Below are 18,171 nucleotides of genomic sequence, written 5' to 3'. Positions count from 1 at the left end.
ATGCATTCCCTCCATTCCAGCCGCTCCCTTCCCTTACGCCCGTGGCGCAGAATTCAGCGCCGCCGCTTCCAGCAGCATGACACCGCTGAGCTGCGCGCTCAGCTGAACGGCCTCTCCCGATGCCGGCTTGCGGCCCCAATCGGTGCCAAAGAGCGGCAGTTCCTCCGTCGTCCCCTGCGCCTGCCATGCCGACTCTGCCTGGCCGAGAATGAACGCAGCCACATCCGCAGAAGCCGGGGCCGTCTTGGCCAGCTCCGCCAAATAGCGAATCAGAATGCCCTTGAACAGCCCGGCATCCCCTCCGCCTTCATCAGGGAGCAGGCCTGTTTCAGGCGAAGTGAATTCGCCCTGCACCACGCCGAACGTTCGCATCGCTGCTTCAAGATAAGACGTCTGTCCGCTCACCTGATACAGCTCCAGCGCCGCTCCGATGAATACCCCCTGACAGTAGGTGAACCTCCAGTCTTTATCAATCGTGCCATCGCCGGTCCGGTTCATGCCATCCCACACCAGTCCGGTTGCCGGATCAACCAGATGAGCCAGCTGCCAGTCGTAAATCCGCTGCGCCCACGCTAGATCATCCGGACTGCCAAACGCCTTGTACAGCCGTACGGCCAGAATCGCAGCGGGCGCATTGGCCGGGGTGTTTTTGTAATCGAGCTGGGACTTCTGCCAGGCAATGCCGCCGCCCATCTGCTCATTCCAACCGGTCTTGATGTCCTCCCATAACGTCAGCACAGCCGCTTTGTACTTCGGCTCGCCCGTCGCTTCGTAAGCCCGCAGCCAGGCCAGCGCCATCCATTCCATATCGTCGTACAGCTCATTGGGCCAGCGACCGCCGTTGCGCTCCAGAATACCCTCATGGAAATCCCGCAGCCGCTGTGCATACCGCTGATCTCCGGTTCGCAAAAGCCCGTCAACCAGCACGTCAACCGCGTGAGCCATCCACCAGTAATGAAAAATATCGTTGCACAATCCGTCCTCGCACGGCGTCTGAATATTGTACATGCGAATGCCGTCATTCCAGAACAGCTCGTCAAGCGCGCGCTGCGCCCGGTTGGCCCGTTCCTGCCACACTTGTGTTGTTGTTATGTTCATCTTATCTCTCCTATCTCCTATCCCTTAATTCCGCTAAACGCAATGCCTTGAATGAAATATCGCTGCAGCATGAGGAAAAGCACCAGTATCGGCAGAATCGCGACCAGCGCGCCCGCCATCATCGGCCCGTAATCCGTCTGATAATTGTATGAAAAAGCCTGCAGCCCCATTTGGATCGTCGCTTTGGCCGGATCGTTCAGCACGATCATCGGCCACAGGAAGCTGTTCCAGCCTGCCTGAAAGGTGAAGATCGCCAGCGTGGCCAGCGCCGGTTTCGTCAGCGGCAAGTATATGCGCCAGAAAATCCGGAATTCCCCGCAACCTTCAATCCGCGCCGTCTCCATCATGTCACTCGGCAATGTCAGGAAGAACTGGCGCATGAAAAACACCGCAAACGTTCCCGAGGCGCCCGGCAGAATGATGCCCCAAAACGAGTTCATCAGACCGTAACCGCCGCTGCCGAACAGATCGTTACCGCCGGCAAACGGGATATGCCGCAGCACATACACGCTCGGAATCATCGTCACAATGCCCGGAACCATCATCGAGATGAGCAAAATCCGAAAGAACGGCTTATTCATCCTGAAGTTCAGCTTGGCAAACGCATAGCCGCTAAGCGACCCGAAGAACAGATTGAGCAGCACACCGGCCGTGGCCAGCACAAAGGAGTTCCAGAAATACAGGCCAAACGGCACCGTCGTAAACGCGTTGTAATAGTGCTCAAACGTAATGTTGGTCGTGATCCATTTGATCGGCATGCTGAACATCTCGTTGTCCGGTTTAAATGAGGTCAGCACGCTCCAGTAAAAGGGCAAAAACATCACGACGGCAATCACGCTGCAGATCACGTAAAAGATGATGTTCAGCCCGCGTTTTCTCATAGGCACGCCCAGCCGCTCGGGCTGGGGGTTACTCTTCGTTTGCGGAACACTGTCTGCCGTCATCATCGTCGACCTCCCTTCAGCCGACCGTTCATACGATCGGCTCCTCCGCTTTGGTAATTCTCATGCTGATGATGGAGAATACAAGGATCGCCATCGCCAGCACAAACGCCTGTGCCGAAGCATAGCCCATCTGCAGCTGATTGAAGCCCTGCTGGTAAATCAGATACACCGGCGTCTTGGTGACATTGGCCGGACCGCCCTGGGTCAGGACGAACGCCTGGTCGAACAGCTGCAAGGCCCCGATAATGGCCATGACGCTGACAAGAAATGTCGTCGGGCGAAGCTGAGGCCAGGTAATGTAGCGGAAACAGGCGAATCGTGACGCCCCGTCCAGGCGGGCCGATTCATACAGATGCTCCGGCACGCCCTGCAGTCCCGCCAAATAAATGATCATGTTGGAGCCGACCGATTGCCACAGCGTCATCACGATGATCGACAGCATCGCCGTCTCCGTCTGGGACACCCAGGCCGGGCCGGTAATGCCGAGATAGGCCAGCAGGCCGTTGATCAGGCCGTATTCCGGGTGCAGCATCCAGATCCACACGGTCGCCGCAGCGACGGCCGAGGTCAGTGTTGGCAAGTAGTAAAAGGTGCGGAAGAGCTTGACCCCGACCTTCCGTTTGTTAAGCAGCATCGCCAGCAGCAAGGATATTAGCAGATTCAGCGGCACGAACACGACCGCATAATACATGACGTTCAGAAACGTCTGCCACAATAGCGCATCGCCGGCCAGGCGCCGGTAATTGTCCAGCCCGACCCAGTCATGGCTGCTCAGCACGTCATAATTGGTGAAGCTGAGATACAGGGCCATGACAACAGGAATGACCATAAACACGGCAAACAGCAGCATGGTTGGTGTGATGAACAGATAGGCCATTCGGGCCTGATGCTGTCCAAGCTTATTGACGGATGCCATACTTCCCTCTCCTTTCGGCGGGGCTTGTTACTCTACCACCGCGTTGTCTGCAAGTAGTTTGTCACCTTGCTCCTGGGCTTTGTTCAGCGTATCGTCCAGGCTCTGCTTGTTCTGCATGAACAGCTCCAAATTCGGGATCACCGCGTTCTCCTCCATGACGGAGTAGCCCGGATGCGTCGGACGTGTCTTGGCAAACTCCAGCGTCTCCGTAAATGGCTTCCACAGCGGATCTTCGGTGAAGAATGGATCTTCCAGCGCCGGCTTGAAGCCAGGCATGTTCAGGCTCGTTTTGGCCCACAGCAGGGCGTTGTCCTTGTTCGCCGTCCACCATTTAATGAATTCCCACGCTTCCTCCGGATGCTTGGAGCCCTGCGGAATGACCAGACCGAAGCCTCCCATCACACTGCCCTGTCCGCCATTTGGCCCGCTCGGCGGCGGCACGATGCCGTAATCGAGATCCTGGCCGTATTTGTTATACGTGCTCATCATCCACGGGCCGGTGTACAGCATCGCCACTTTGCCGGTCACAAACGCATCGGTGCCTTCCCCGAGCCCTTCCTCAAAGCCGATTTTGTACACCTTGTGCTCGTTCAGCAAGCGCTGCCAAAACGCCAGTACCTGTCTGCCCTGATCGTTGTTGAAATTCGTCTTCCCATCCTCAGTCATCATCTGGCCGCCAGCCTGCTGCAAGTACATGTTAAACAGCCCCGGATCGCCCATTGAGAAGCCGGCCACCTCCAGCTTGCTGCCATTCCATACCGTAAGCGCCTTGGCCGCCTGCTCCAATTCATTCCAGTTCGTCGGCGGCTCCAGCCCTGCGTCTGCAAACATCTTCTTGTTATAGAACAACGCCCGGGCGTCTACCGTTAACGGCAGACCGTAGAGCTTGCCGTTATGCGTAAGTTCCTTTAACGATTCCTCGTAAAAATCCCCTTCGTTCAAGCCGTCCCTGGTCATGTATTCGTCAATAGGCCGCAGCACGTTCTTCGGTGCATAAAGCGAGGTTCTCCAGCGGTCCCAGAACAGAATGTCCGGCGCTCCACCGCTCGTGGCAGCGGTCAGAAACTTCGTGACCATGTCCTGCTGCAGCACGTATTTGACCTCGATTCGATCCTGCGATTTGTTGAATGCATCCACCATCGTCTCAAACTGCTTCTGGCCTTCGCCGCCCCAATCGCCCCAAAAGGTCAATTGAACCTTGCCGCTGCTGCTTCCCTCGGCTCCACTGCCACCGCTGCCTCCGCAGCCTGCCAGCAGTCCGCCGAACATCACCACCGTCAGCATCATGATCAGCCACTTTCTCATACATAAACCTCCCCTTGATTTAGGCTTGATAAATATAAAGCGCTTTCAGTAAATATAGTATATTGGCATGATATCATTATGTCAATAAACAAAAACGAGCGGTTCACTGATATGAATACATATATCATCTAGTCGAATCTGAACGGCCCCGCACATTTAGCGGACCAACGCAAAAGGACCTCAATCTCCACGATACTGTGGAATTTGAGATCCTTTCCGTTCTATATTGGCATGTGCTCATGTCCTACGGTCCTACGACGACTGCGCAGACAATCCCCTTGGATAATCATGCTCCATAGTGGGACAGGCATGGAGCATGGTCTCAGCGCCGCTACTTGTTGTGGTGACGGGCCGGGCCTGTGGATTCCCCCTGCACCAGCTGAGCCGGAAGCTTGATCTTGTTCGCAGCCGGCTCCTGCTCCATGATGGCCAGCACGTTCTCCACCGCCAGCTTGCCCATGCCTTCTTCGTTTTGGCGCATGTGGGTGAAGGCGTATCCTTCCCCGATCCGAAATGGCGGGCTGTCGAAGCAGATGATCGAAAGATCTCCCGGGATGCTTAACCCCAGGCGTGTTGCAGCAGCCTTCGCCAGCAGAGCAATATAATATTCAATCGCAAAAATCGCCGTAATCGATGGATGCTCCTGAAGATGCCGCATAATTCTGCTAATATCCCGCTCAATATTCTCATCATTGAAGGAGTTCGGCAGCGTGGAAGTCAGATCGCTAATCCACAGGCTGCGGTCCACCGCCACGCCGCGTCCGGCATGGGCCTGGACGAAGCCCTCAATCCGGTCCTCGACCGCAGACGTATCCACCGGCGGCGGGGACAAGAGGGCAATATGCGTATGCCCGAGGTCGAACAGATGCTCGGCCGCCACAGAAGCCGCCTTCGTATTGTCTGTGCTGATCGAGGCCGCAGCCACCCCTTTGATCTCCCGGTCGATCAGGACGAGCGGAAAACGCTCAATGACCAGCTTGAGAATTTCGGCGTTAAAGAACTCTCCCTGTGCCGGAAACACGATCAGCCCGTCGACGCCAAGCTGAAGCAGCTTGCGAATCGTGGCCTCTTCGTTCTCCTGGACGCCGAATGTCCGCCGCAGCACCAGAAAGCCGTCCAATTCCCGCGCGGCATCCTCCATTCCATAGATCAAGCGGGTGCCGTAGCTCCCGGCAAAATCGGTCAGGACCACGCCGATCAGCTTCCCGGCCTGCTCTTGCCCGGCCCGTTTCATTCCCGCGCTGCCTTCATGCTGCCCGCTCACCGCCGCATCCCCCAAGTCAGCCTCCGGGTCTGCCACGAACGAGCCGCGCCCCGGCTTTCGCACGATCATCCGCTCGGCCGCCAGCAGCTCCATCGCCTTCTTGCTCGTGATTCGGCTCACATGATACGCTTCGGCCAGCTCCTTCTCCGAAGGAATCCGATCCCCTGGCTTATAGTCCTGCGACAAAATCTGCCGCTTCATATCATCAAAGATCTTCTCGTACATCGGTTTGGACGAGGTCGTGTCACTCATGATAATCCTCCCGCATATCCTCCAAAAGGACTTGATATATATTATAATATATCATGATATATTGCCAATGTCGAATCATGTACAACAACGATTAGACATGACCAGGAAATAGCGTGAGCTGATGGAGGTAACACAGGCATAATAAAAGCCTGCTGAGCGCGAACGGTCTCAACAGGCTGAACTCCTTCCCTGCTCCAGGAAAGAAGGTTTAAATTTACGTGCTAGTCAGCGCAGTCCCGGCGCTTCGGCAAGCCCAATCTTCTGCTCGAATCCGTTCTGCAGCAGCTGGGTAATGACGCCGGGAATCCCCGACCCCACCTGCGTACCGTTAATGATCGTAACCGGCATCACTTCCTTGATCGTGCTGGTGATAAACACCTCGTCGGCCTCCAGCAGCTCCTCCAGGGTAAAGGCGGTGTTCTGGTATGGAATACCGCTTTGCTTCGCCAACCGCTCAACCACCTGCTTCGTAATGCCGTCCAAAATCCACGGTCCGTTCGGATGGGTGTAGATTGTTCCGTTCTTGACCATCATCACATTGGATGAAGTCGCTTCTGTCACCCGTCCGTCGCGAATGAGAACCGCCTCTTCGGCTCCGGCCTCGGCCGCTTCCTGACGCGCCAGCGTGTTCGCCAGCAAGTTCAGCGATTTGATATGGCATTTGTGCCAGCGCTCATCTTCCAGGGAAATGACGGCAATGCCCTTTTTCAGCTGATCCACCGGCCGTGCAGCCTCTTCGCAGTATCCCAGCATCACCGGCTCAGCCGCTTCCGGAAACAGGTGCGAACGCTTGGCCACCCCGCGCGTGATCTGCAAATACAAAATGCCGTCCTTCCTGCCAAACGTCTCCGCCAGAGATGTCAGCATGCCAACCAGCTGTTCCTCATTCCATGGAATTTCTATACGGATTTCGCGCAAGCTCTTGAACAACCGGGTCAGATGGGCCTGCACCTCAAACAGATGACCGTCATAAATACGGAACACCTCATATATTCCGTCACCGAAATAGTAGCCGCGATCCAGGTAAGAGACCTGAATTTCATTGTCCTGCACGAGTCTGCCATTCCATAACAACATGATCTCCACTCCTGTCATCGTGATTTTGGGAAGTGATAAAAGAGTTATTTCCCCTAATTAAAGGACGTTTGCCCTCGATCGTCAACTGTTAATTTTAGCGAGTGTCCCCGAATAAGACCACTGGCGCTGATACTCCGACAGATCATGGAATGGCGAACGATGTAGCGGCTACTCAATATACGACAGATACTCCATGGCCGTGATGCCGTATACCCGCTTGAAATGGCGGTTGAGATGCGACAGGTCGACAAACCCGCAGGCGGCAACAGCCGAATAGATGTCCTTCTTCTGCTCGATGATGCGCTTGGCATGTTCCAGCTTGCTGTTCAAGAAGAAACGATACGGCGAAATGCCCGTGCTCGCTTTGAATGCCCGGATGAACTGGTACTTGGTCATGCCAAGCTCCCTGGACAGCTCATCAAGCTTTAACACGTCATTCAGACTGGCGTGGATCATGTCCTTCGCTCGCGTGATCAGGCGGTCGTTCCTCCGGGGCATGACCTGCATATCGATGTCTGAGAAATGATGCGCAATCCGGATCAGCATCTCGCTGCACACCGCTTCATCCTGATCGCTGAAGATGGCGCGAACCAGGCTTAATATGCTATGCTCCAGCCTGCGGTTATACACGATGGGTGCATCGAATTTGACGATGTCTTTTTTGCCGAGCAGATCCAGAAACAAGCCGGGCTGAATGTAGATCATCACGTAGTCGATGCCGCTTCGGTCCTGGGCTCTTCCGTCATGCACCTGCTCCGGATGGAACAGCATGACGCCGTCCCGATAGGAGGACTGGAAGCTGCCGTCCAGGTTGTACTGCTGCACACCGCGCAGCGTCACGCCCATGGCATATTCCTCATGGCAGTGCTTGACGTAAGTGAAGTCGGCCATGCTGGCAGTCAGCGCCGTGATGCCTGCTCTTTTTTTATAGATAAATTTATCCATGTCGACTCCCCCCATTTACCTCAGCAGTCCTGATACCTCGATCGCCGAATACACCAGCAGCAAAGCCAGGACGATGTTCGTGGCCTTCTGATGCCGCTGCAAAAATTGTTTAAACACCATGCCAAACAACGCCCAGGTCATAAACGCCATAAAGCCGATCACTGTAATGACGACGACAAACAGCGATAAAGCCGCCGCTGAATGATAATAGGGCATGACATAGCCGGGGATGACGGTCGTTGTGAACAGCCAGATTTTCGGATTGACAAACTGCATCATGTACCCGGATTTAAAGGTCGCCGCCTGCGTGTCCGCATCCCCGGACAGCTTCATCGTACTTACCTGATAAGCCAGATAGAGCATATACAGACTCCCGATGATCTGCATTACGACGATGATTTTGGGCAGCGCAGCCACCATCACCTGGTTGAACAGGGCAGATACCGCCAGCAGCATGCCGAAGGCAGCCGTCGCTCCGAACATGTATCGAAAAGCTTCTTTTATTCTAACACGATGCGCAATGGATAAAATGGCGATGTTGGTTGGCCCCGGTGTAAAGGTGGCGATAACACAATACGTTAGAAACGATAATAAGCTCATGACTGTACCTCCATGCATTTTCATGCATGATACACCTGGAGGCAACTTTCGGTATAGTACGATATTGCAGCGAGACAGCATCCTTTAGTCCAAACATCGAATTCGGCAAATTTAGCACGGAGATTGGAACCATTTCCCCATTGAAGTACAATATTCACGGGCCTTACTCGGGGAAAGTTGCGAGCATTAAGGGGTTCCCTATAAAAAGGATTGTGATGAAAGGAGAAATGTAAATTATGTATGCAGCTATCGAGCAATTTCTGAACGATTGGAAACAGGAGGCTGAGCTGACACTTGAAGTGCTGGACAAGCTGACAGACGCTTCATTAAACCAAGCGGTGTCAGAGGCCCAGCCGCGCACGCTCGGCGATATCGCATGGCATATCACCCAGAGTGTCAGCGTATTCTTTAGTCAAATCGGGCTGGAGCAAGAGATTCCTTCTCCTGAGGGATCTGCCGCTGCCATCGCTGAGGCTTACCGCCGTAGCAGTGAATCGGCCATTACCGAACTCCGCAACAAATGGGCAGGACAGGACGAGAAGCTGCAGGAGCCGGTAAAGCTATTTGGCTTCATTGAAACCACGAATGCCGGGGTACTGAATACCCTTGTTCGCCACCAGATCCACCACCGAGGCCAGCTCACCATCCTGATGCGTCAGGCCGGACTGGCAGCGCCAGGCGTGTATGGGCCGAATGAGGAAGAGACGGCTGCAATGAGCGCCGCGAGGGAGCAGTCGTAGAACTGACGGTAAGGGGCTGCGTAGCGGAAACTCGTTAAGGCTGCCAGAGAGGCTGTTGAGCTGAGTTATTGGATCGAATATTATGAATAAGAGCACAAGGGGGCTCCTGGTATCCCCGCTCACGACCTTTGCATGATTATCCCTTTCATTCAGGGAGCAGTGAGCGAGGATCTGGAGATTGAGTTGGGGGAGGGGATCATCACTCGAGAAGGGAACTTAACCACGCCAAAAAGAGACCGCCCTTCTAACCCCATGGCCGCCTCTCACAAACTTTGGATGTGGCCATGCTTTGGCCCAAATCGACATCCTCCTTCACTCCAACTTAGTTCAGCACATTTTAAGATAAGGAAATATCGTGGATGATTCAGATAACGTACTTAAGCACATGAATAATTAAGCTGTATATCTAAGTGGAATGGACGCTTTGATCTACTTCTTCATTTTGACATACCTTACGAACCAGTATAGAAAAATCCAAGGAAGCACATACAAGGTTGCCCACTCCACGAGACGAATGAAACCACTCACATCTATACCGTCTTTAAAAGTCTGGGTAGCCACAACACCAATAATAAAAATACCGATCATCAACAGAGACAACTTTAGCGGGTTTTTGAACATAAGAATTCCTCCTTCCTAGACCAGCCTCGACTATTGAACATTCGAAAATTTGCGAGACATTACCCGATATGCCGTCGGCGTCATCCCGCGCTTGGATGTGAATTGTTTGATGAAATAGGTGTCGTACTCAAATCCGGTGGCCAGGGCGATATCATTCAGGTTCATGTCCGTATGTGTCAGCAGATCAGCCGCCACCTTCAGCCGATGGGAGAGTAAATAACCGATAGCTGTAGTCCCGCATCGTTCCTGGAACAGCTTGTTCAACGTTACCCGATTCAAATGGGCACACTTCGTCAATTCCTCCAACGAAATTTTTCGGGAATAGTGGGTGTGGATATATTCCAGCGCCGCATCAACAGGCGATTGTTCGCTACCGTGACTCAAATCCTCCAGCAATCCGAATATTTGGATGAGGTATTTTTTGATCCTGCATGCCCAGCGCGCATCACTTTGCGCATGTACTTCCGTGCCGAGGATGAAGAACCACTCAAATAATAAGGGGTAGGCTTTCTCGGTAATGCGCGGGACACCTGTATGTGATCCATCTCTTCGAAACAAGGCCAGTCCCGTTTGTATGCTTGGAGTCTGCGGAAAGTAATGCTGCGTTTCGGATAATTTAACAGAATGGAGAAAGTCGCGATGGAAGCGAAAAGATTGCGCAGCAACGTCTTGCTTCTCCATCACCTTCAGTTCATCAGCTTCGGACAAGCACAGGATGCCGGGAGCGGCAACGGAGATCGGCCGTTCATTCAAGATCCCGTTCAGCTTTCCGGACGTGATGAATACAAGAGACAGACGGTCAGGGTCAGGAAGCGCACGAAAGTCCTCCACAGCAAAAAAATCAATGTTCACCACACGATTTTTGAATCGGTCGATTTGCGGCATAGCAGTCACCTATAGTCAGATAGTATAGTTAAAAGCTTCATTTATGCCAGTGTACCATACCTGCATCAGGGATATAATGACGACGATGGAACAGACAAGGAGGGTGCTCAAGATGGCTATTGAACGATTTCATATTCACATCGCCGATGAGGTTCTGGATGATCTGAAATACAGACTGCATCATACCCGCTGGCCGGACACATTGGACAACTCAGGCTGGGAACGAGGCACGGAATTAAGCTACCTGAAATCGCTCGTTACGTACTGGAAAAATCATTATGATTGGCGAAAACACGAATCTGAGCTGAACAGCATGTCCCAGTTTATCTGCCATATGGACGGGATGGATGTGCATTATGTACTTGAACGCGGCAAAGGGCCTAACCCTCTCCCCCTCATTCTTACCCACGGATGGCCCGACAGTTATCTTCGGTATCACAAAGTCATCCCGCTGCTGACCGATCCAGCCAGCTACGGCGGTGACCCCGAGGATGCCTTTGACGTCATCGTCCCTTCATTGCCCGGATTCGGGTTCTCCAGTCATCCTGAATATCCTGGCGTCAACAATTCACGCGTTGCCGAGATGTGGGCTGCACTCATGACCGAGCAGTTAGGCTACTCTAAATTTGCCGCCGCGGGCGGAGATATGGGCTCCGGGGTGACCCGATATTTGGCCGCCAACTATCCCGAAGTGTTATACGGCATCCATTTAACCGATATCGGGATTATTCGTGATCTTCTGGCTGCCACGGATCTGACCCAGCTCTCAGAAGAAGAGCTTCATTACAGGGACAACGCTTCGGCATGGATCGCACAAGAGGGCGGCTATATGTCCATTCAATCAACGCGCCCCCAGACGCTGGCGTATGGACTTTCCGACTCGCCGGCTGGTGTAGCAGGGTGGCTCCTCGAGAAGTTCCGGTCATGGAGCGATTGCAACGGCGATCTTGAACAGAAATTCAGCAAGGACGAGCTTATCACCCATATTATGATGTATTGGGTCACAAACACGATTGGTTCGGCAGCACATATGTATTATGAGAATACGCATTCTCTGCCGCCACTGAGCCGTATCGAGGTTCCGACAGGCCTTGCCCTATTCCAGGCTGATGTCTTACTGCCCCCTGAGGAATGGGCCAAACGCAACCTGAATATTACCCGCTGGACTAAGCTGCCACGGGGCGGGCATTTTACCGCTTTGGAAGAGCCGGAGCTTTTTGCGGAGGATATCCGGGCATTCTTCAGACCTTATCGAACGACATAACATGCAGGGAACGCGCGATGGTTTCGAGAGAAGAAAAGTCGGCCATAAAGAAGAGGCTAACCGGTCCGGTTAGCCTCTTCTGGATTGGGTTCGTGTCTCCCTGACCACACACGTCCGATCTCCATTGCGAGCCAAAACACCGGGTTCAGTGTCCCGTACTTTGGTGTGCATATGATAGGTGAGATTATTCTAACGTTTAAGTTGATAGTTGCCGTGCCCCTTCACCACTTCGCTCACTTCAACTGTTATCTGATCCGCGCCAAGCTTTCGCCAGCCCGTAATATACCAGGCTAACGCAGATCATCGTGAATCCCGTTCCTCGAACTCATCAAGCGGCGTTCCCATGTCATCAGTAGTCATCAGCTCAATCCAAGTGATCATCCGGGTATCATTAGACACCGTGACCTCAATCGCCTCTTCATAGACCATCGGAATCGAGTCCCGCAGCATCAGACGAAGCTCGTAGACGGTGCTCCCCGTATCTGGATTGTCCATCTCGATGTTGTCCTTGATGGAGTTAACCTCGTCCACGTACACCTCGTACACCCAAGGGCTGGACACATCATAGCGCTCAAGCGGTTGTTTAACGTCAGGAGCCGCCCAAATCTCCGGCGACGGGCCGCCCCAGATGCCAATCTCCCGTTTCATAAGCGCGGCTGCCAAGGTTACGATAGTGCGGTCGCTGCCCTCCCTGGTCTCATTCTCCGGGGAGCCCCACCAGTCGTAATTACCACCGTCTCCGGGCTGGATGCCAGTCTGAATCGTTCCTCCCCCCTGATGAACCGGGCCAGGGCCAGGAGGATCCGGAGCGGTAACATATGCGGCATGGCTCCCGAACCAGATCCCCACACCAAGCAGCACCAGCATGGCAGGTAGGACAAACGCAGCCGTCCGGCTCCATCTGCTCCGCAATCGGCTCCGTTCTGCAGTCCGGATCCGTTCCTCCACCCGTTCCATCATCTCTATCCCAAACCGCCGTTCCTTAAAAGGAGGTTGACCTAACCTCTTATCCCATTCCGGCTTCCATTCATGCATCCTTATTCGCTCCTCTCCAATCAGCGGCCGCCTTCTGCTTGGCCCTGTAGATTCGGGACTTCACCGTCCCTGATGAAAGACCCGTTATGGCGGCTATTTCATCCATGGACAGCTGGTGGTACACACTCAGCACCAGCGGATCGCGAAATTTGGCAGGCAGCTTCAGAACCTGCTGCCATAATTCATCCACCGCCTCCCGCTCCAAGTATTCGGACTCCGCCGATGGGGACGACGGCATTCCTGACGAGCCAGCCTCTCCTTCGTTCGGCGTCCGCTCCCCAAGCAGCACCACTCTGCGCAGAAACGCCCGCTTGAGATAGGAAAAGGCGGTGTTGCGTGTAATTGTGAGCAGCCAGGTCTTGACCGAAGCCTCCCCGCGAAAGGAGCCGTAACGTTGATAGGCTTTAATAAACACATCCTGCGCTACGTCATCCGCCGTATGTGTATTTCGGGTGATCGCATAAGCATAATTCCAGACGTCCTCGCCGTAAGCTTGCATCAGCGTCCGGATATCCGACAAACTCAATTCCCCGCCACGCTGAAACTCCATCTCCTTCAAGCCGCTCTCCTCCCTTTACCTAAACAGACTCCGCATAGAGGGGGAAAGTTCCCGAACAATATAAGTTGAACTGAAAAACGTTGTATTAAAAACGCGTCAACCAAAAAGCTAGAATGAACATGGACCAGTAAAAAAGCCAAATCAATAAATCCGCAGATGAGGCAAGCCCAGCATCCCTAAGATGCCGTAAGACTACCCAGCGGTACATTTTACCGATATCTCTGCATAGTTTGTGAAATCCAGAACAAATATTAGCTAATATGCCCTTATGGAATCATTGTTTTCATCTTAATTATAGTATATCTGCCTATTTTTCATTGATACCCACGTTTAAATTAGCTAGAATGAAATAAAGTTAGCTAAATTGAGGTGGATGTTATGCGAGTGCCTTCAACCGATATGCAAAACAATTTCGGAAAGTATCTAAAGTTTGCAGAAGCTAATGAGGAAATCATCGTGACGAGGAACGGCAGAGATGTGGCGCGATTGACAGCTTATACCGAAACGGATGAACTTGTCCTAAGGGAGGGAGCTGTGAAGTATTCAGCTGACAAGAACGACAGAGTCACCTACGAGGAATTCCTGGAACTGACGGAAGCGTCAGAACAGCGGTACGAGCTGATCGACGGCGTCGTATACAACTTGGCCTCCCTTTCGTACAAGCACCAGCATGCGGTACTTGTACTGCTTGGCACATTTTACAACTGGTTTAAGGGTAAATCCTGCACACCTCTAACTTCTCCATTCGATATTACTTTGAAGAAGGAGGAGGACAATATCTGTGTTGTGCAGCCGGATCTGGTTGTCATCTGTGATAAAGATCAAATCGATGAGAAGGGTAAATACAAGGGTACACCAGACCTGACCATCGAAGTGCTGTCTCCTTCCACGCGCAGCAGGGACATGATCCCGAAGCTTGATCTGTATCGGCAATGCGGCGTTATGGAGTATTGGGTTGTTGACCCGATTAAAGCTCAAGTCATTGTGTATTCCTTGTCAGACGGCGATATCTCCGATGTGAGCTATTACGCTCAAGGCCGTGACCCTTATGCGGAATCCCAACTGTATCCGGGTTTGCAAGTTTCAATCCAAGACCTATTCGCGTGAGGGGTATGATGCGGACAGCTTACTACTAAATACTCCAGCTCAGCTTACCGTTACAAACTTGCAGGTTACGGTTGGCAAGTTAACAGCCTGCGGGGGGTGCAACATAAAACTTACAGCTTGCACCTTGTACCTTGCAACCTGCGAACAGCCGCCCCCCAACGAACCTGGTGTCCACCCCGGTGTCCACCCCCAACATCCTAGCACACCACGATCCAGCTGGAAGGCGGCTAAGCTTGTTCCACACAATCATCTCAGGTGGATTCGTCTTCGGCTGATCCTTGTCATACCCCAGGCTTCAGTTTCAATACTGTCATGAATTCCTGTTAATGAATAAGTGACTCCCCTGTACAGTCAAACCCCGTTCCAGGCTTGCCAGCAGCAGAAGCACCTGATCCACCATTTCTTCCGGCTTGCAAGGCATGGAATGGACCATCCACCACTCTAGCAAACCGGTAATTCCTACGCTCAGAAACTGCACCATGACCTCCTCGTTAACACCAGGGTTGAGATCGGATTCCTTGATGTATTGCTCGACCCCTTGTTTGGTCATCTCCATCATCCGGTTGCGGAACACGGGCACGCCTTGGCCCGAGATCAGCACAGAGTAAATCGTAGCATTCTGCTCTAGAAATTCAAATGTGCTAAGCAGCAGCTTTTTGGAAGGAACCCTGTTCAACGCCCCGTCAGGCATACAGCTTTCCTCAAGCAAGTGCAGGTATGTTTCTATGCACTGATCCAGCAGATTGTACTTATCGGTAAAATGAAGATACACGGTTCCCCGGTTTACATTCGCGCGCTCCGCGATTTCGTTAATCGTTATTTTCTCAAAACTCTTCTCCCCCATCAGCTCGATAAAAGCTTCAAAAATGGACTGTCTCGTTTTGGCAATACGTCGATCCATATGAACCTCAGCTCCTTTTCTTAGACACGATGACCCCAATATGTTGAAAATTGAACAAAATCAACAATTTTAGCGATTGATCCGCCGTTTGCGCTGATGCTACTGTAATTGTAAATCAACAAAAGTTAATTTTTCAACAGATGTTTATTTAGAGAGAGCGAGGAGAACAAATGAGAATATTGATTTATGGAGCGGGCGTACTAGGCAGTTATCTGGCGCATGTGCTGGTGCGGGGCGGCAATGACGTCACCATGCTGGCGAGGGGGAAACGAGCTGAAGAACTGAAGCAGGATGGGCTCGTCATCCGACATCATATACAGCGGAAGACAACGGTGGATCGAACGCATGTGATTGAATCGCTGGCAGATCATGATAGCTATGACCTCATTTTTGTCGTGATGAAATATACCGATTTCCCGGCAATTCTGCCGATTCTGGCAAAGAACCGCAGCCGCAATATCATACTGGTGGGTAATAATACAGATGCACATCAGATGGAGGAATACCTTCAAACCCATAGCGACACGTCCAAGCATATCGCCTTCGGATTCCAAGTAAGCGGCGGCCGACGCGAGAAAGATCGAATGGTCGCTGTCCGCTTCGGCGCCGGGGAGATGGTGATTGGCGGATTGAATGGGGATATTCCTTTTAAGGCCGTGCTTGACCAGGCTTTTGCCAAGACAAAGTACAAGCTAACCTATCACGATCAGATGGACGCTTGGCTTAAGAACCACATCATCCCGATACTAGGGCTCAATATCGCCACCCGCATTCATGGTGGGCAGATGAATAAGGTCGCTCGCGACACCAAGCTGCTGCGCCTCGCCATCGAAGCAGTAGATGAAGGATTTCAAGTGCTGGAGACGCTAGGCTATCCCCTTGTTCCAGCCAAACAAGCCCAATTCATACGCAACCGCAAATCCATGATGCTTGTGCTGCTAAAGATCTATCATCGGTTGTCAGTGAGCCGAATGATCGACGGAAATTTCAGTGAGATCGAGGCGCTCACCCGTGTGTTCAACGATTGGAAAAACGAAGCAAGCATTCCGACACCCGCTTGGGACCAGCTTCAGCAGCTGCTAAAGGACAAGACAGGGGCTGTGTAAGTATTAAAAAGAGGCTGTTCCTTATGGAACAGCCTCTTTAGCTGTCTGCGGCAAGCAGAACGCAGCGGATGTTAGGTGCAGCTTGCTGCAGGGACGAAATGGCTTAGGCATTCACCAGCGGTTGATTGCCTTCCTTGCGCTGCTTCGCGCGCTCCGCTGTTGCGGTAAACAGCACATCCGATGAGGAGTTCAGCGCCGTCTCGAAAGAATCCTGCAGTACGCCGATGATAAAGCCTACCCCGACCACCTGCATCGCCACATCATTGGAAATGCCGAACAGGCTGCACGCAAGCGGAATAATCAGCAGCGAACCACCGGCTACGCCGGAAGCGCCCACGGCGGATACTGCCGATACTACACTGAGAATAAGCGCCGTGCCGAAGTCCACTTCGATCCCGAGCGTATGCACCGCCGCCAGGGTCAGCACCGAGATCGTCACGGCCGCTCCCGACATGTTGATGGTAGCGCCGAGCGGGACCGATACGGAGTACGTATCCGGATTCAGCTTTAACTTTTCGCACAAACGCATGTTAATCGGTATGTTCGCCGCCGAGCTGCGGGTGAAGAACGCCGTAATGCCGCTTTCCTTCAGACAAGTCAGCACCAGCGGGTACGGATTCTCACGCAGCTTCACATAGACGATCAGCGGGTTCATAACCAGCGCCACGAACAGCATGCATCCGATCAGCACGAGCAGCAGCCGGCCATAGTCCAGCAAACTGGCAAGCCCATTGGTCGTAATGGAATCAAACACAAGTCCCATAATCCCGAACGGCGCAAATTGGATCACCCATTTCACAATTTGGGACACCGCATCTGCCCCGCTGGAGATCAGGCTTTTCGTGCCTTCCTTCGCATTTCGCAAAGCGATGCCAAGCAGAATGGCCCATGCGAGAATACCGATGTAATTCGCATTCATCAATGCGCTGACCGGGTTATCCACGATGTTAAACAACAGCGTCTCGAGCACCTGCACGATCCCTTCGGGCGGGGTAAGGTCTGTTGAACTTGTAACCAGCGATAGTCTCGCGGGAAAAATAAAGCTGGCAATCACCGCCACGAGTCCTGCAAGAAACGTGCTGATCCCATACAGCACAAGAATGGACTTCATATTGGTCTTGCGGCCCTTCTGATGGTTCGAGATCGCCGACATGACCAGGAACAGGACCAGGACAGGAGCAACGGCTTTGAGCGCCGATACGAATAGCGTGCCGAACAGACTGAAGCCTGTCGCACCCGGAACGATCAGGGCCAGCACCACCCCTACAATAATTCCTGCCAGAATCCTTTTTACAAGACTGATTCGGTTCCACTTAAGCATGAGTTCTTTCATCGTATTCCTCCGGATCCACAATAATATCACTAAGCACCGTTTCGACGCTGTAATGAGCTATAGCGTTAGTTTATCATGTAAAGGGTCTGTTGTGTGAGACTGGAATATTATGTATTCTTAAAATAAATTCTACTATAACTATTGCCGACAGAACAGTCCCATAAATTCGTGGAACCCCTCTTGCTGCATCAGCGTAATAGAAGACAATACCGAAGCTTT

General features: G+C 52.6%; 18 protein-coding genes. 4 read left to right on the top strand and 14 right to left on the bottom strand.

What is annotated here, in order from left to right; genetic code table 11:
* Window positions 1-33 precede the first annotated feature (33 nt).
* The 8 genes from CHH67_RS26140 to CHH67_RS06935 all read right to left on the bottom strand — a co-directional run bounded on the left by CHH67_RS26140 (window position 34) and on the right by CHH67_RS06935 (window position 8,401).
* Window positions 34-1,098, bottom strand: a complete 1,065-nt coding sequence (locus tag CHH67_RS26140; RefSeq protein ID WP_179292071.1) for a glycoside hydrolase family 76 protein — start codon at window positions 1,096-1,098, stop codon at window positions 34-36.
* Between the two features lie 17 nt (window positions 1,099-1,115).
* The gene (locus tag CHH67_RS06965; RefSeq protein ID WP_413773592.1) at window positions 1,116-2,042 is read right to left on the bottom strand and encodes a carbohydrate ABC transporter permease; all 927 of its coding nucleotides are present in this window, start codon (window positions 2,040-2,042) and stop codon (window positions 1,116-1,118) included.
* A 28-nt stretch (window positions 2,043-2,070) separates the two neighbouring features.
* Window positions 2,071-2,958: a carbohydrate ABC transporter permease gene (locus CHH67_RS06960; protein WP_095264360.1), complete on the bottom strand. Its 888-nt coding sequence runs from the start codon at window positions 2,956-2,958 to the stop codon at window positions 2,071-2,073.
* 27 nt (window positions 2,959-2,985) lie between these two features.
* Window positions 2,986-4,263, bottom strand: coding sequence for an ABC transporter substrate-binding protein (locus tag CHH67_RS06955; protein ID WP_095264358.1), 1,278 nt, complete (start codon window positions 4,261-4,263; stop codon window positions 2,986-2,988).
* A gap of 331 nt (window positions 4,264-4,594) precedes the next feature.
* Window positions 4,595-5,779 (bottom strand): GntR family transcriptional regulator, encoded by a 1,185-nt coding sequence (locus CHH67_RS06950; RefSeq protein WP_095264356.1) that lies wholly within the window; start codon window positions 5,777-5,779, stop codon window positions 4,595-4,597.
* Between the two features lie 225 nt (window positions 5,780-6,004).
* Complete coding sequence (gene dat, locus CHH67_RS06945; RefSeq protein WP_095264355.1) at window positions 6,005-6,856, bottom strand: D-amino-acid transaminase; 852 nt, start codon at window positions 6,854-6,856, stop codon at window positions 6,005-6,007.
* 168 nt (window positions 6,857-7,024) lie between these two features.
* The gene (locus CHH67_RS06940) at window positions 7,025-7,801 is read right to left on the bottom strand and encodes an AraC family transcriptional regulator (protein WP_095264353.1); all 777 of its coding nucleotides are present in this window, start codon (window positions 7,799-7,801) and stop codon (window positions 7,025-7,027) included.
* 15 nt (window positions 7,802-7,816) lie between these two features.
* Window positions 7,817-8,401: a LysE family translocator gene (locus CHH67_RS06935; RefSeq protein ID WP_095264351.1), complete on the bottom strand. Its 585-nt coding sequence runs from the start codon at window positions 8,399-8,401 to the stop codon at window positions 7,817-7,819.
* A gap of 236 nt (window positions 8,402-8,637) precedes the next feature.
* Here CHH67_RS06935 and CHH67_RS06930 point away from each other — a divergent pair, with 236 nt between their 5' ends.
* On the top strand, window positions 8,638-9,141 hold the full coding sequence (locus CHH67_RS06930; protein ID WP_095264349.1) for a DinB family protein: 504 nt from the start codon (window positions 8,638-8,640) through the stop codon (window positions 9,139-9,141).
* A 429-nt stretch (window positions 9,142-9,570) separates the two neighbouring features.
* Here the strand turns inward: CHH67_RS06930 and CHH67_RS06925 are convergent, their stop codons facing one another.
* Both CHH67_RS06925 and CHH67_RS06920 read right to left on the bottom strand, forming a co-directional pair.
* Entirely contained in the window at window positions 9,571-9,762 is a 192-nt protein-coding gene (locus CHH67_RS06925; RefSeq protein WP_095264346.1) for a hypothetical protein, read from the bottom strand.
* Between the two features lie 30 nt (window positions 9,763-9,792).
* The gene (locus CHH67_RS06920) at window positions 9,793-10,647 is read right to left on the bottom strand and encodes a helix-turn-helix domain-containing protein (protein ID WP_095264345.1); all 855 of its coding nucleotides are present in this window, start codon (window positions 10,645-10,647) and stop codon (window positions 9,793-9,795) included.
* Between the two features lie 112 nt (window positions 10,648-10,759).
* Here CHH67_RS06920 and CHH67_RS06915 point away from each other — a divergent pair, with 112 nt between their 5' ends.
* Window positions 10,760-11,911, top strand: a complete 1,152-nt coding sequence (locus CHH67_RS06915; RefSeq protein ID WP_095264344.1) for an epoxide hydrolase family protein — start codon at window positions 10,760-10,762, stop codon at window positions 11,909-11,911.
* Between the two features lie 300 nt (window positions 11,912-12,211).
* Here the strand turns inward: CHH67_RS06915 and CHH67_RS06910 are convergent, their stop codons facing one another.
* Entirely contained in the window at window positions 12,212-12,946 is a 735-nt protein-coding gene (locus tag CHH67_RS06910) for a hypothetical protein (protein ID WP_095264343.1), read from the bottom strand.
* Window positions 12,939-13,496: an RNA polymerase sigma factor gene (locus tag CHH67_RS06905; protein ID WP_176475543.1), complete on the bottom strand. Its 558-nt coding sequence runs from the start codon at window positions 13,494-13,496 to the stop codon at window positions 12,939-12,941. Before CHH67_RS06905 ends, CHH67_RS06910 begins: the two co-directional genes overlap by 8 nt.
* A 387-nt stretch (window positions 13,497-13,883) precedes the next feature.
* Between CHH67_RS06905 and CHH67_RS06900 the strand changes: the two genes are divergently transcribed.
* Window positions 13,884-14,612, top strand: coding sequence for a type II toxin-antitoxin system prevent-host-death family antitoxin (locus CHH67_RS06900; RefSeq protein WP_095264341.1), 729 nt, complete (start codon window positions 13,884-13,886; stop codon window positions 14,610-14,612).
* A 310-nt stretch (window positions 14,613-14,922) separates the two neighbouring features.
* Here CHH67_RS06900 and CHH67_RS06895 read toward each other — a convergent pair whose 3' ends face one another.
* Window positions 14,923-15,513, bottom strand: coding sequence for a TetR/AcrR family transcriptional regulator (locus CHH67_RS06895; protein WP_095264340.1), 591 nt, complete (start codon window positions 15,511-15,513; stop codon window positions 14,923-14,925).
* Between the two features lie 170 nt (window positions 15,514-15,683).
* Between CHH67_RS06895 and CHH67_RS06890 the strand changes: the two genes are divergently transcribed.
* On the top strand, window positions 15,684-16,619 hold the full coding sequence (locus CHH67_RS06890; protein ID WP_095264339.1) for a ketopantoate reductase family protein: 936 nt from the start codon (window positions 15,684-15,686) through the stop codon (window positions 16,617-16,619).
* Between the two features lie 103 nt (window positions 16,620-16,722).
* Here the strand turns inward: CHH67_RS06890 and sstT are convergent, their stop codons facing one another.
* Window positions 16,723-17,952: a serine/threonine transporter SstT gene (gene sstT / locus CHH67_RS06885; protein ID WP_095264338.1), complete on the bottom strand. Its 1,230-nt coding sequence runs from the start codon at window positions 17,950-17,952 to the stop codon at window positions 16,723-16,725.
* Window positions 17,953-18,171 lie beyond the last annotated feature (219 nt).

It is taken from the genome of Paenibacillus campinasensis (assembly GCF_002272015.1).
Lineage (GTDB): Bacteria > Bacillota > Bacilli > Paenibacillales > Paenibacillaceae > Paenibacillus_AQ > Paenibacillus_AQ campinasensis.
This window is presented reverse-complemented; position numbering and strand designations above follow the sequence as displayed.